11 protein-coding genes are annotated in these 14,608 nt (G+C 52.9%); 1 reads left to right on the forward strand and 10 read right to left on the reverse strand.

The window, feature by feature from the left end:
* Positions 1-393: 393 nt before the first annotated feature.
* Both ACO0K9_RS11890 and ACO0K9_RS11895 read right to left on the reverse strand, forming a co-directional pair.
* Positions 394-1,794 carry an alpha/beta hydrolase family protein gene (locus ACO0K9_RS11890; RefSeq protein WP_422985068.1) on the reverse strand — a complete coding sequence of 467 codons (1,401 nt, stop codon included), beginning with the start codon at positions 1,792-1,794 and terminating at the stop codon, positions 394-396.
* Between the two features lie 98 nt (positions 1,795-1,892).
* Positions 1,893-2,552 carry a TetR family transcriptional regulator gene (locus ACO0K9_RS11895; RefSeq protein ID WP_422985070.1) on the reverse strand — a complete coding sequence of 220 codons (660 nt, stop codon included), beginning with the start codon at positions 2,550-2,552 and terminating at the stop codon, positions 1,893-1,895.
* 345 nt (positions 2,553-2,897) lie between these two features.
* On the opposite strand from ACO0K9_RS11895, the gene ACO0K9_RS11900 reads away from it, so the two are divergent.
* The gene (locus tag ACO0K9_RS11900) at positions 2,898-3,782 is read left to right on the forward strand and encodes an SHOCT domain-containing protein (protein WP_422985072.1); all 885 of its coding nucleotides are present in this window, start codon (positions 2,898-2,900) and stop codon (positions 3,780-3,782) included.
* A gap of 250 nt (positions 3,783-4,032) precedes the next feature.
* Here the strand turns inward: ACO0K9_RS11900 and ACO0K9_RS11905 are convergent, their stop codons facing one another.
* From ACO0K9_RS11905 to ACO0K9_RS11940, 8 genes are all read right to left on the reverse strand, one after another.
* Positions 4,033-4,302, reverse strand: coding sequence for a type II toxin-antitoxin system ParD family antitoxin (locus ACO0K9_RS11905; protein ID WP_422985074.1), 270 nt, complete (start codon positions 4,300-4,302; stop codon positions 4,033-4,035).
* A 124-nt stretch (positions 4,303-4,426) separates the two neighbouring features.
* On the reverse strand, positions 4,427-6,787 hold the full coding sequence (locus tag ACO0K9_RS11910; protein WP_422985076.1) for a glycoside hydrolase family 31 protein: 2,361 nt from the start codon (positions 6,785-6,787) through the stop codon (positions 4,427-4,429).
* 170 nt (positions 6,788-6,957) lie between these two features.
* Positions 6,958-8,271 carry a right-handed parallel beta-helix repeat-containing protein gene (locus ACO0K9_RS11915; protein WP_422985078.1) on the reverse strand — a complete coding sequence of 438 codons (1,314 nt, stop codon included), beginning with the start codon at positions 8,269-8,271 and terminating at the stop codon, positions 6,958-6,960.
* Positions 8,272-8,432: 161 nt separating this feature from the next.
* Positions 8,433-9,734 carry a right-handed parallel beta-helix repeat-containing protein gene (locus ACO0K9_RS11920; protein WP_422985080.1) on the reverse strand — a complete coding sequence of 434 codons (1,302 nt, stop codon included), beginning with the start codon at positions 9,732-9,734 and terminating at the stop codon, positions 8,433-8,435.
* A 249-nt stretch (positions 9,735-9,983) separates the two neighbouring features.
* Positions 9,984-10,313: a hypothetical protein gene (locus ACO0K9_RS11925; RefSeq protein WP_422985082.1), complete on the reverse strand. Its 330-nt coding sequence runs from the start codon at positions 10,311-10,313 to the stop codon at positions 9,984-9,986.
* A 248-nt stretch (positions 10,314-10,561) separates the two neighbouring features.
* A complete protein-coding gene (gene lepB, locus ACO0K9_RS11930; RefSeq protein WP_422985084.1) occupies positions 10,562-11,398 on the reverse strand; it encodes a signal peptidase I in 837 nt (278 codons plus the stop codon).
* 54 nt (positions 11,399-11,452) lie between these two features.
* Positions 11,453-13,006: a murein biosynthesis integral membrane protein MurJ gene (gene murJ / locus ACO0K9_RS11935; RefSeq protein ID WP_422985086.1), complete on the reverse strand. Its 1,554-nt coding sequence runs from the start codon at positions 13,004-13,006 to the stop codon at positions 11,453-11,455.
* A gap of 91 nt (positions 13,007-13,097) precedes the next feature.
* Positions 13,098-14,576 (reverse strand): tetratricopeptide repeat protein, encoded by a 1,479-nt coding sequence (locus tag ACO0K9_RS11940; RefSeq protein WP_422985088.1) that lies wholly within the window; start codon positions 14,574-14,576, stop codon positions 13,098-13,100.
* Positions 14,577-14,608: the final 32 nt, after the last annotated feature.

Raw genomic sequence — 14,608 nt, forward strand, 5'->3', positions numbered from 1 at the left:
CAATTTTGCGTAAGTCCTAATAATCGTATTGAAAGGGGCGATAAAGAATGAGAATGTCAATTTTATCGTTTTTATTGATTCAAAAGTGATCCATTAGAAAATAATTTTTAGCAACATTCGTTCACTTGGGGTAAGTAATTTTCGGTCATATAATCAAAGTCGAGCTAGGAAACTAGTAGATTCAACTGATGTAACTTCGTTTGTCTGCGCCCGCAACTATCCAAAAGCCGGGGCCAGGTCTGACATTCATACATTTCCAACCCGGCGGGCGATTACGCGCTGCTAATCGCCCCACACAGGCTGTCGCCGTCGCCCAGTCTCGTGAATGTCAGACCCTATTTTTGCTGACCCCGCGCCCGTTCTTGACGAAGGTGTTTGGCAAGTGCATTGAATTTATTGTTGTAAGATCCAACCAGACATAGCGTCTAAGGCTACAGGCGACAAAGTTTCCTCGATTTTTCCGTATTCAGCCGATGAACCGTTGGTCGCGGTTTGAAACAGATGATTGAGTTTAGGCAGTTCTTTGATGACGACGTTTTTGTTCGCTTTCATATTCGCCCGTATCCCATCAAGATTCATTTTAGCGGGAACTTGCAGATCCAGTTCGCCATTCAAAACCAGTGTTGCTTGCTTCACTTTCGCCAGGGTCGGTGCAGGGTCGTATTTGATAAATGCTCTAAACCAGGGGCTTGCCAAGGTGCTTAATTGTCCCGCGCCTGCCCCCTTGGCCAGATCACCGTTTTTTTCTGCTTGGTCGAAATATGCTGTCAGTCGCTCGCTGATCGTCTTGTCGTCTGCGCCCGAATTCATAATGGCATAAGCTTCACGACTTACTTTCTGCGCTTTCTCGACTTCGGTTTGGCTTTCACCATTGGCAAGTCCAAGTAGTCGCCCCTGTTCCAGCATTAAAGCATCGATGCGTATGCCAGGACCTGCCATCAACACGATAAATTTCAGTTTGGGATCATTTGCTGCCAGCACGGGCGCGATCAGACCACCCTCGGAATGGCCTATCATTCCCAATTTGTCCTGGTTGATTTCAGAGCGGGTGCGCAGATAGTCCACCGCTGTTTGCGCATCGTCGGCAAAGTCAAAGGTCGTAGCACTCTTGTAATCGCCTTTCGATGCTGCGATGCCGCGTTTATCATAGCGCAGCACCGCTATCCCTTGTTTGCTTAAATGATCTGCCAATACCAGAAAAATTTTATGGTCTTTAATGGTTTCGTCTCTATCATTGGGACCTGATCCATGCACCAAAACGACTGCGGGAAATGGGCCCTTGCCTTGCGGTAGTGTCAGTGTGCCAGCCAAACTTATCTTGGCTTTTGCATTTTGAAAACTCACATCTGTACTTGAATAGTTGCGCGGGCTTTTTGCTATTGCTTCTTCCTGTGGGCGCTTTTTCACTTGTGCCGCCAAGGCTTTGGCGTCTAAACGCGTAAGCTTAAGTTTGGCTTGCTGTCCCTGTGTCCACGTGCCGAGCCATGCTTTCTGTGTCTCGTCCCATTTTGCTTCATAGTTGCAATTGAGTTTCGCAATGCTAAAACGCATGAAATTTTCACCGGCGTCTACTTTGTCGGCTTTGATGGTGAAGTTGCCCTGATCAGGGCTGATGACCGTGACTTGGTGTTGCCCACTTTGTGTTTTAGTGACGGAAATATTCAGACGAATCGCACCCTCTATTAAACCTGTCCAATCCCCCACGGGATCTTCCGCGAAAGCAGGCAGACTGGCTGACATGGCGAGCAACGTGCTGCAAGTGATGAGAAATTTTTTCATTTGGTATTCTTTCATAAATAGTGTTTATTTCGCTCAAGGGATATGCTTGTCAGGGGCAAGCTCAAATGGGTGCCCCCGGCTTTTGAACCGAACATACCTATGCATAAGCTAGCTCACACCGGCTCAAGGCCACGTAGCAGCAACAACAGTCCGGACGTAAAATCGGTTTCAAAGTCATACCGCAAGACTTGCAGTTCGGGTAGCGAGAGCACGCCAGCCAGGGCTGAGGCCGGGCGGCTGAGTGGCCATAGGCCGATCAGCATCGCCATCGCCAGGCGTACAAACCTGACATATGATTCAAATGGCAGCGTTGGTGCGCTGAGGTGCAATTGTTCTGCCAGCCCCACCATCAAGGCCAATGAGTTCAGCTTGAATTCGGTCAGGCGTTCGCGCGAAACGTTGTGTTCTATGATGGATGGTAAAACGCTGAACAGGCGACACATCAGCGGATAAGCCACGCTTGCACCGGCGAAAGCCTGGGCGATCTGTTCTGCCGTGGCCTGTGGTGTAATGGCCAGCCGCTCGACCAGTTCATCGCGCCACAGCACCGATTCTTCCTCCAGCAGGGCCAGCAGCAGCGCCTCGCGATTCTCAAAGTAGCGGTACACGTTCGACTTGGTCATCTGCGCCTTGCGCGCCAGCTCGTTCAGGCCCAGATCGCTGACCTCCGTGCCGCCATGCAGGGCCGCCTTGGCCGTTGCCAGCAAATGCATACGGCGCTCTTCTTTTTGTTCTGGCTTGCGTGCGCGCTGGAATGTTTCTGATGTTGTCATAAAAAATAAGCAAAAATAAGCGTACGGCCTGCCACTGTATCGATTACCGTCGTGCTTTACAAGAAACTGGCGGTCTTACACAATAAAGACTACTGGTTGTTTAATTAAGGCATTTTACCCGGAGCACGCTGTGCCCACCCCGCTGATGGTCCAGCCAGAACTGCTCACCAGACTGGGCCCGGTAGAGGCGCTAGCCAGGGCTTGAATCAAATCAACATAGTGAAGCTAAGTGCAAGCCCGGATGACATCATCTTCGGGCTTGCATTATGTTGAATAGTGATTTTTTTACAACCTGTCGGTCATGATTCAATTTATACTTATGTCATCTCCACTGATAAAAAAATCATGCGCTCATTTTTGACTAAGGCAGCTCTGCTCGCCTTTCTGTTTCCTGTTGCATCCACGCCGCTGCTGGCAGGCGCCTTGTATGAACGGGGCTTGACGACTATTCCGCAAAAGAACGTCCCGCCCACCAATCCGCTTGACAAGTTTTTTGCCACATTCAAACCGATGAACCTAGTTGAAAAGACGGAGTTATGTCACGGCATACAACGTAAGCCAGGTATTTTTTCTGATGACAAATACGATATGTACGTGATCCGCACCAAGGTCTATGAAAAGGCCCCTGACGGTGACAGCTATCTCTTTGATATCTATGCGCAGTTCAACGATGATGCCGTCACCGCGACTTTCATTTGGAACGCCGAAACTGCCAGCGGCATGACGACCACTGACATCACGGTCAAAACAATGTACCAAGGTATTTGCAATCAAAGCGCCGTTGTCTTGCGGACCAAGGAAGAGCAACTGGCGATCAGCAGTAAAAATCCTTCCTTTGCCCCTGTCACGGCCAAACCCTGTGAACCAGAGAGGACGGCGCTAAAAGTAGTTGAAGCCAGGCTGGCCAAGGCAGAGCTGGATGCCGAATTTGATCCAGGCAAACGTGAAATATACAGCAGCTCATCACCCGCCTACCGGATTCAGGCTGCGACTGAAAATGCCACTATCCAAAGCAGGCACAATGTCATCATTCAATCCATCATGACAGAGAAAGTGATGGCAGAAAAAACCCTGATGGATTGCAAAAACCCGGGCAAACAGCAAGCAGCCGCGCCAGTTTCCCCTGCACCCGACCCACTGGACCAGATTCGCAAACTGAAAGCCCTGCTCGACGATAAAATTATCACGCAGGAAGAGTTCGACAAGAAAAAGGCGGATCTGTTGAAGTAAGAAAACCCTGCTTCGGCTTATCTCACAAGACAGGCATAGTGGTGACGGACGGTCATCACTTTGCCTGTCCGTCAATAAAGATCATTGATATGAATTTGATGCCCACCTGTGTGGGTAAAGCCAGAGAAAGTGCACCAACACTTTCGTAAAAAGTCACATCACAGATGTCGCTGCACATCCATGCGGTCGTGCAGGATACGGACAATGGCAATTCCATACGTCGTGATGCGGAAGTAAATCATATTTACTTTCAGCAGCAGGGGTAAGACGAAATTCGGCCACGCTTGACCAACATCCTTTGTTTGAAAGCTAGCGCATTAAAGGGGCGCGCTTCACCACTGGCTTCACCCTCTATCAGCGCAGCGCGAATTGCTTCTATTTCAGTATTACGGTCCTGTTCACGCCGTATCAGATCACGTATGTATTCACTGTCGTTGGTGTAATACCCCGCAGCGATCTGCGCTTTTATCCAGTCATCTTGCTGGCCGGTCAAAGTAATAGTCTTGCGCACAGTTGTCATGATATCAACTCCAGATTCGCTATTCCCCACATCAAAAATCATACTATTGGTGCAATATCGCGCATATTGAAGCAATGTGCCAACAGCAGGATATATGGTGTTAATTGGGGAACATGTAGAAGCATCACCTGCACCCTGGCAAAGCCAGTGTCACGCCCTGCCCCGTATATTTAACCTCTTGCACCGCCCTGGATGCGCTGGCAGAACCGGCGCAAGTGATTCTAAAAGCCCGGTTTTTGCTCATGCCGGGGAACTGGCCATCGCGTGGCGCAATGTCCAGGCTGTGGCTGGCGTCGTTCCACACGAATTTGATCACTGAAAACTGGCCTGCCTGGTAGCCATAGCCATCACCGGCATCGTCATACAGTTCAAACTGACCGTTCTTGCCGGCATAGACGCGGATTTCTGTGGCTTCTTCACTTTGCTGGTCGGCGTATTGAATCACCGGCCCCAGCGGCAGGATACTGCCTGCACGTACCAACAGGGGGATGGTGTCGATGTCGGCAGCGACCGTGATGGTCTGGCCGGCCTCGTGGCGCTGGCCGGTTTTGAAATCGTACCAGGGATCGGTACCCGGCAAGTAGACGTTTCTGGCTTTGGTTTTGGGGGTGGTGACGGGGGCCACCATCAGCGCCTTGCCGAACATATATTGATCGGGAATGTTGAGCGCCTGCACATCGGTGCGAAAATCCATCACCAGTGGCCGCATCATGGTGCTCTTGTTGTGGGTCACGTCCCACGACGTTGAATAGATGTAAGGGATGAAGCGGTAACGCAGTTTGTCGTAATCGATCAATATTTTTTGTGTCGCCGTATCAAATTTCCAGATCTCTTTACCAGCCGAGGTGCCGTGGATACGGAACATGGGATTGAATGCCGCAAATTGATACCAGCGGGTGAATAATTCTGCATAGGCAGCATCAAGCTTCCCTGCGCCAAAAAAACCACCAATATCGACCGACCAGTAAGGTATGCCGGTGATGGAGAAATTTAACGCTGCCGGTATCTGGCGACGCAATACATCCCAGGTGCCAGCAACATCACCCGACCAGGTGATGGCGGCATTGCGCTGTTGCCCCAGATAGGCAGAACGGGTCAGGATAATCGGGCGTTTTTCGGGGATGTCTTTTCGCATGCCGTCAAACACGGCGGTGGTGTGCATCAATGGGTAGGCGTTATACACTTCAGCGCCAGGGCCTGCCGCTGTTTGTATGTTGCGCAGCTCGCCCCAATTGCCACCCAGTTCGGCTTCACTAGCATCCAGCCACCAGCCATCAAAACCGACTGTGCCCAGGTTCTTCATGATCTGTGACCAATACATTGCCCGCCCTTTGGGGCCATATGGGTCATACCATTTGCCCTTACCTGCCGGATACACATTGTTATACACCGGTGGGAAGACGGCACCTGCCTGCTCCAGTTCAGCCAGATTGGCAGTACCGACATCAAAACGCGGCCAGACAGAAATGATGGCGTGGATATTTTGCGCATGCAGTGTGGCCAGCATGGCCTTGGGGTCAGGATAGCGGCTGGCCTCCATCACGTGACTGCCCCAATTAACGGGTGCCCAGTATTGCCAGTCCTGGACGACGGCATCGAAAGGAATCTTTAGCTCGCGGTATTTGGCGGCAACGCCCAGTATTTCTGCCTGGGTACTGTAACGTTCTTTGGATTGCCACAGGCCCCAGGTCCAGCGTGCCATCATCGGCGCGTCGCCGGTCAGGCTGCGGTATTCGGCAATGATCTGGTCGGCGTCGGGGCCATAAATAAAGTGATAATCGATGCCACCACCCGCTTCTGAACGAATGCCCAGCCAGCCGTGGTTTTGCGGCAGGCGCACATCGACATTGGTGACGGATGCATTGTTCCACAGGATGCCAAAACCCTTTGATGCCAGCAACATGGGGACGCCGACATCGGTGTTCACCTGCTGTAAACGCACCGAGCTGCCGGTATAGTCCATCAAGCCATTCTGATGCTGACCCAGACCATAAATTGCGCTGCCATCACGAATAGCAAATTGCTGGCTGACTGCGGACGTAGGGGTCGGTTGATCTGCCAGCACGCGGGCATTGCCGGGTTCACTCACTATTTCGTTGCCGGCCTGATCGTGGAAAGACAGCGTGCCCTTGTTACGGTCAATACGCACCTGAAGAAAATCAGTGGCGATCTGATAGGCTGCCGGTGTTTCGCTGATGCTCCATTTGACTGATGTGGGCTGCGCTATCACCACAGGATTATAGGTGCCAGGCCAGGCCGCATCCTTATGGAATCTGACCCGGATGTCCCGTGCGGACCAGGGTTCCAGCGTGATCGTGCCTTGTGCAGTCTGGGCGACGATGCCCGTTTCTGTTTTGGTTATGGTGACTGCCGAGCTCGCTTGTACCACGTTGGCAGATGGCTCGGCTGCGATGACAATGTGGGGGGTGCTGTATGCGGCTAAGGCCAGAATGGAAATGCACAGAGGCCGGACACGAAAAGACATTTTTTTCCTTCATTTTATGTTGGGCGCTCTTACCCAAAGAAAATAAAGGCTAACCAGATGCATCAACAAATACCAATCATATTTTGCGTGTTGCTGATACCGAATCGAATATCAGCAACAAACATTGAACAAACGTAGAACAGATGCTAAACAAACGCTGCGATGCACAATCAGTCGTCAAACGCCCCCAAGTCAGGTGCTGCCCCTTTGTAAGGCAGGTTGACGTTGGTGCCCTTGTTTTTCAGCGCGCTGCCTGGTGCCAGGTGAAAATGCTTGAGCACGGGCAGGCTGCCATCGGCTTGGCGGGGTGCATCCCAACCAGCGTTTGAGATACTCTGGAAGTCGGCTGCAGTGACACTTACCGGCAGGTTCCAGGAATTGAATTGATTATCTGTACCTTCCATATTCGCTACCAGGGTGCCGCCGAAGGCAATGTTATTGCGCAAATTACCCAGATGGACTGGCTTGCCGTTTTCATCAATGCCCAGCATATTGAAATCGATACCGTTGTCAAAGCTGGTATTGTTGAAGAAGTCATTCGCTAGCGGATGATGATTGGCGTAAAAACCCGACACTTTATTATTGAATGCCACTGAATTCCGAATGGTATGCTTGACGCCATTTGCTACATATTTGCCACCATACCCTCCCAGCTTGAAGCCATTGCCATTGCCGTCTGGCAGCGATATGCGGGTGCCCGGTATGTAACCTTGCGACCAGGTCCAGGAATTTTCTATCAGCACGGGTGAAAAGGCATTGATCAAATCAAAACCATCATCGGTATTGGCCCAGGCGCGGCAGCCACGGAATACATTGCCAGGGTTATCGGCCTTGACGTGGGCACCAAAACCATCGGCACTCTGCCCGGCACCATTCGAGGTGTAAGGGTCAAAGTTGTGGTGGGAATCGCTATTGAGGACCAGGTTATAGCCGCCGTTTTTGATGAACACACCTGGCCCCATATTGTGATGGGTATTGAGTTGTTCAAAAATATTATGGCTACCGTTGATCCACACCCCCCATGATTCATGGTTGAGATGATTCTCTGGCTGCTGCGGCACACCGGTGACTTCCAGCCCTTTTAAATGCAGCCAGTTGGCAACGACGTTAAAGCCTTTGACGCGGCAATCGTCTTTCATTTGCGAAAAATCGAATACCGGTGTTTCACCCGGATAAGCCCAGTAACGAATCGGGCTGCCATCACTGCCGCTTTTGTCCAGCGTGACGGCATTGACGGTGTCGGTGCGGGTGGCACAGGTATTGACGCCTGCGGTGTAGGTATAGTTACCGCCCCTGAAGTAGACGGTGTCACCAGCGCTGGCGGCTGTCTGTGCACGGGCTATGGTTTTCCATGGTGCGTCTTTGCTGCCGCTTGCAGCATCGTCACCAGTCGGTGCCACGTAATAGGTGGCGGCGTTGCTTGCTGTGGACAGACTCGCCATCAGACTCAACATCAGGCTGGCTACTATCAATTGCTTGTTCATCTTGCGTGGGCCTCTTGGGTATTTCAATAAAACAAAGGACAAGGTACACGCACCGCATGTACCCCGCCCCCTCATTCCTCTTGGAACCTGTTTACGATCTTACCGCGCATGCGTGATCGTAAACAGGCTTACATCTAGGTCTTACATCTGTTGCAGGTCTATCAGTTTTCAAACGCTCCCAAATCAGGTGCAGCGCCATTGAAAGGCAGGCCGACATTGGTGCCTTTGTCGATCAGGTCACTGCCAGCAACCAGGCGGAACTTGTTCAACACCGGCAAGCTGCCATCGGCCTGACGTGGCGCATCCCAGCCAGTGGTGGATATGCTTTGGAAGTCAGCTGACGACACCGTGACTGCCAGGTTCCATGAATTGAACTGATCGTTGGCACCTGTCATATTGGACACCAGTGTACCGCCAAATGCAATGTTATTGCGCAAGTTGCCCAGGTTAACCGCATTGCCATTCACATCAATACCCAGCATGTTGAAATCGCTATTGTTACCGTAGCTGGTATTGTTGTAGAAGTCATTCGCGATCGGGTGATGATTGGCGTAAAAACCCGCAGCCTTGTTATTGAAAGCGACCGAGAATCGTATGGTGTGCTTGGCGGCATTGGATACATACACGCCACCATAACCACCCAGCTTGAAGCCATTGCCGTTACCCGCTGTCACAGGTGTCGTGGTGCCTGGCAGATAACCTTGCTGCCAGGTCCAGGAATTTTCTATCAGCACCGGTGAATACGCATTGATCAGATCAAAACCATCATCCGAATTGGCCCATGCACGGCAGCCACGGAATACATTGCCGGGGTTGCCCGCTTTGATGTGGGCACCAAAACCGTCGGCACTCTGGCCTGCGCCATTGGAGGTGTAAGGGTCGTAGTTGTGGTGGGAATCACTATTGAGAACGAGGTTGTTGCCACCATTCTGGATGAACAGGCCCGGCCCCATATTGTGGTGGGTATTCAACTGTTCAAAGGTATTATTGCTGCCGTTGATCCATACGGCCCATGATTCATGGTTGAGGCGGTTGCCGGGTTGTTGTGGCGCGCCTGTGACTTCCAGCCCTTTCAAATGCACCCAGTTGGCGACCACATTGAAGGCTTTGACGCGGCAATCATCCGTCATTTGCGAAAAATCGAATACCGGCGTTTCACCTGGATAAGCCCAGTAACGAATCGGGCTGCCATCACTGCCGCTCTTGTTCAGTGTAATGGCGTTGACGATGTCAGTGCGGGTGGCACAGGTGTTGATGCCTGCGGTGTAGATGTAGTTGCCGCCTCTAAAATACACGGTGTCGCCGGCGGCAGCGGCTGTCTGGGCGCGGGCGATGGATTTCCATGGTGCTGCCTTGGTACCGGCAGCGGCATCATTGCCGGTGGGCGCAACGTAATACGTGGCGGCATTGCTTGCAGCAGACAAACCCAACATCAGGCTTGCCAATATCAGTTTTTTATTCATCTTGCGTGTCTCCTTGTTACATCGTTGATATACATTCATATGCCGAATGCGATGTGAATGCGTGAAGGATTCTTACTGATCCTTGATCGCATTATCGAACGTATATCACCGGAATTGTACGAAGTTAACCCGCGTTTTCGATCATCTTGCTGATTCTTTTATCTTATGGCACTGCACAAAAATTTGCTTGTTCGCTTGATGTTCATTTGATGGAAGCCGGTTCTGTACCAGCGCAAGACGGGCTACGCATTACTTCATGCAAGACAGAAAACTCTCTTTGTTCAGTGTGTATTTGCGACTAAATTTGCCGGTCTTGTGTGATTCGGAATGCAGTTCCAGGCAGATATCCAGTCGGTTATTCACTGCCGTCAGACAGGCAGCATCACCGGCACAGGCTGTCTCGGCCAGGCTGCGTGATTCGGCAACAAATTTCGCTTTCTGATCGCTTTTCAGACCGGCGATAAATTGAACGACAACGATCAAAATGATGATCGTCACCACCCAGCCGATTATCTTTGACAACCAGGATTTTTTCGGTGGATCTTCAGCATCGGTAATCTGGGCATGGTTTTCAGACATGGGAGTGCTCTTTCACAGTGAATGGGTTTGATTGACATGGAATACAGCGAGAAAGTGAGAAAGACAGCACAAAAACACATAAGCGCATAAACACATAAGCGCATAAGCAAATGCGTAAATTGCATTCACTTTCCCGACAGGCTTGTGGGCATTGTAATCAGCCTCCGGTCAGGCAACAATGATGACTATGTCAGGTGCGGCTGACGACGGTTGACACCGCGTCAAGTGGCGGGGCAACTCTGTAGAATTTATTTCACTGCCAGGCCCAGTCTGTCCCAGCGCACCGACGATACCCCGTATGAAAACCAGACCAGCTCTACACGGGCGTAAATTTTCTCGGCAGGTACCGGGCCAAAATGGCGGCTGTCAAGACTTGCGTTGCGGTTGTCACCCAATACAAAATAACTGTCGGGCGGCACGGTAAATTGCTGATTGCTGACTTGCTCTGGCTTGCTGAGATCATGAAAGGCGTGTTCATCCGCAATCGCCTTGCCATTGATCAGCACCCGGCCATCACGCATGGACACCTGCTCGCCCGGCAAACCCATGATGCGTTCAACGTATTTGAGTTTGGCCTTCACCGGGTTCTGCAATACCACCACGTCACCACGCTGTGGGCCCTGCCCACCTGATCGACTATAAGCCAGGGTATTGGCAATGAAGTCATCGCCGACCAGCAGAGTAGTTTCCATCGATGAGGCAGGCATATTGAAGATGTCATAGCCAAACAGAACGCCACGAAAAGATATGCAAAATTGCAGCGCAGCGTAAGCACCTATGCCAATTGCCAGCAGCACATACCAGCGCTGCAACCAGCCACGGCTTGCCAGTGGATGACGCCGCGCCAGCCTGAACACTACGATGGCAGACGCCAGCCAGAAACAGGTCAGCAGCAAGGTCACCAGCAAAAACCCCAAGGCAGAAAAAACCAGGCCGGCACGACCAGCAATCAACAGCAACAGCGGAAAGAAAAGAATAGTGGCCGCCGCCAGCGCCAGCCGGTTCAGATACACCAAACCCAGTCCCGGCATAAAGAGATTCAGCAAGACTGCGAGCCAGGGGCGGGATTTATAGTCTGTAGTCATAGCACGCTGTTTTCCATCTTGAACAAGTCATGGGCCGGAATGTGCACTTGCGCATCAGACCCTGGTCACCTTCTTGAAATCCCTGGGCCTGAAACCCATGGCGGCCAGTGCTGCAAAATAGGTGGCGGCAGAAGCCACCAGCACCAGGCCCAGTGCACCGGCACGCAGGATGGGTGTACCGCGCATGGCCATCCACTGGAATTGCTGCGAGGTCCACAAGGCCACGCCCCCCATCAGGATCAGGGCCGCGCACAGTTTGAGCAGGAACATCAGCCAGCCTTTTTTAGGCTGATAAATGCCACGCTTGCGCAAGCCGGTGTACAGCAAGACCGCATTCACACAAGCCCCCAGGCCGACCGAAAGCGCCAGGCCAGCATGCGCAAAGTAAGGCACAAACACCAGGTTCAGCAACTGCGTGACGATCATCACGGCAACAGCGATTTTAACGGGGGTGCGGATATTTTGTTTGGCATAAAAGCCGGGGGCCAGGATCTTGACGACGATCAGGCCCAGCAAACCCAGGCCATAGGCGATCAGGGCATTGGATGTCATGTGCACCGCGTGGGCGCTGTATTTTTCATGGTGATACAGGGTCGCCGTCAAGGCTTCGGGGATGGTGGCCAGGCCGACAGCGGCGGGCATGGCCAGCAAGAAGGTCAGGCGCAGGCCCCAGTCCAGCAGGGAAGAATATTCTGCCGTGTCGCCATCGCTGTTGGCCTTGGACAGGCCAGGCAGCAAGATCGTGCCCAGCGCCACCCCCAGCAAAGCAGTGGGAAATTCCATCAACCTGTCCGCATTGGCCAGCCAGGTGACACTACCGGCTGGCAGCGTGGAGGCGATGCTGGTATTGATGGCGATGCTGATCTGGGTGGCAGATACCGCCAGGATGGCCGGCACCATATTGCGCACGATGCGGCGCACACCCTCATCTTGCCAGGCCGTGCCAACGCGCCAGCTAATGCTGGGCAACATGCCGACACGGATCAGGGCTGGCACCTGGGCCACCAGTTGCAACACGCCACCGACAAAGACCGCAATCGCCAGCGCATAAATCGGCTGATCCAGAAACGGGGCAAGAAACAGAGAGCCGGCAATTGATGACAGATTGTATAAAACCGGGGTAAAGGCTGGCACCTTGAATTCGCGCCAGGTATTCAAGATGCCGCCCGCCAGCGCCACCATGGACATAAACCCGATATACGGGAACATGATGCGCGTCATGACGATGGCAGCATTAAACACATCCGGCTGGCCGACTTTGCCATTGGCCATGAAGTACAACAATATGGGCGCACCGGCAATGCCCAGTATGCAGGTCAGCACCAGCGTCCAGGTCATGATGGTGGACACATGGTCTACCAGGGTCTTGGTGGCGGCATCGCCCTGCTTTTCTTTGTATTCTGCCAGGATGGGCACAAAGGCCTGAGAAAACGCGCCTTCGGCAAACATGCGCCGCAACAGGTTGGGGATGCGAAAGGCGATGTTAAAGACATCCGTATAGGCATCGGCGCCAAAACGGGTGGCAATCAGCACATCGCGCACCAGGCCGGTGAGCCGTGACAGCATGGTCATGCCACTGATGGCAGCAAGGGTTCGTAATAAATTCATGGTGCGGCATTATACTTTGTCATGCCGATGGGGATGGAAAATGACAGTACATGGGGTCAGTATCAACCTATTTTAATGCAAAATTAATAATTCAGGCTTTGCCTGAACCTGCCGCCAGCCCAGCCAGTTGCCTACTGACTTGCTGCACCACACCGGCCCAGTCACCCGCCCTGTCTTGTCTGAACAGGCGCACCACGCCCGGATACCAGGGGCTGTCGTCGCGCCCATCCAGCCAGCGCCAGTCAGGCTGATAAGCGGGCAGCATGACCCAGCAGGGCTTACCCAGGGCCGCTGCCAGGTGCGCCACGGCGGTGTCCACCGTCAGCACCAGATCCAGTTGCATGATGATGGCGGCGGCATCTGCAAAATCATGGATGTGCGGTGCCAAGTTGCTCAGTTGCGTGCTCAGTTGCTTGTTCAGTTGCAGGGGCATGGCAGCAGTTGCATCATCGTCTGCATGCAATTCCCCCGCTCCCTTTTGCAGACTGAAAAAATGCACGCCCGCGACAGCGGCCAGCGGCTGCAAGACTTGCAGTGTGTGGATAGAGCGGTCAGCATCGTTTTCAAATTGCGGATTGCCCTGCCACACCAGCCCCACGCGCAGATCGCTGCCTGCGATGTTGATGATGTCGGTATGGCTTTCCAGGTCTTGCCGGGCTTGCAAAGGCGCGTGCAAATATGGCAGGTCAGCAGGAATATTGTCCAGCCGCGTACCAAACAGGCCGGGCAAGCTCAGCGGCGCCACCCAATAGTCCCAATCATTGATGGCCAGATCTTCATCAAAGGCCCATGCATCATCCAGGCCATGCAGGCTGGCAAACAGTCTTTTCAAGGCCGGGTGGCACAGGCAACTGACACGCACAGCGCCACGCTGCTTCAGCAGGCTGGCATAGCGGGCAAACTGTATCATGTCGCCATGGCCGGATTCAAACAGGATGATAATGGATTTGCCAGCCAGGTCTTGCCCCAGCCAACGCTGCACGGATGGTGCATCAGGCAAATGATCTTGCAGCAGATTTTGCAGCATATCCAGACTGTCCCGCGCTTCCAGCATGGCCCAGCCTTCGTCATAGCGCCCCTGGCGCAATAACAGATACGCCAGGTTGAATGCCGCCTTGCGATAATCCGGCGCTAAGACCAGCGCCTGCCGGTAACAGGCTTCGGCCTCGTCTTCACGCTGCATGCTGGCCAGCAAGACACCCAGGTTGGACCAGGCAGGCACCCTGCCCGCATCCTGCGCCAGTATCTGGCGATACCATTGTTCGGCCTCGACAAAGCGCTTTTGCGCCGCCAGCATGACGGCAAAGTTCAGGGCAATCTGCAGATTGTCGGGGGCCAGTCGCAAGGCTTGCAGATACGCTGCCTCAGCCTGCACAAATCGCCCTTGCTGTTTCAGCAACCAGGCCAGGTTGGCATGTACCTCTGCCAGATCCGGTTCCAACACCAGCGCTTGCCGCAAAGTGGCTTCGGCAGCATCCACCTGGCCCTGCGCCATCAGATCATTGGCCTGATAGAACAGGGCTTCGGCAGAAGTGACGGTGTCAGTATCAGTGTCAGTGTCGGGGTTCATGCATCACTATGCAGGCAAACATCAGGCAAATT

Origin of the sequence: Undibacterium sp. Ji50W (genome assembly GCF_049340445.1) — a bacterium.
Taxonomy (GTDB): domain Bacteria; phylum Pseudomonadota; class Gammaproteobacteria; order Burkholderiales; family Burkholderiaceae_D; genus Undibacterium.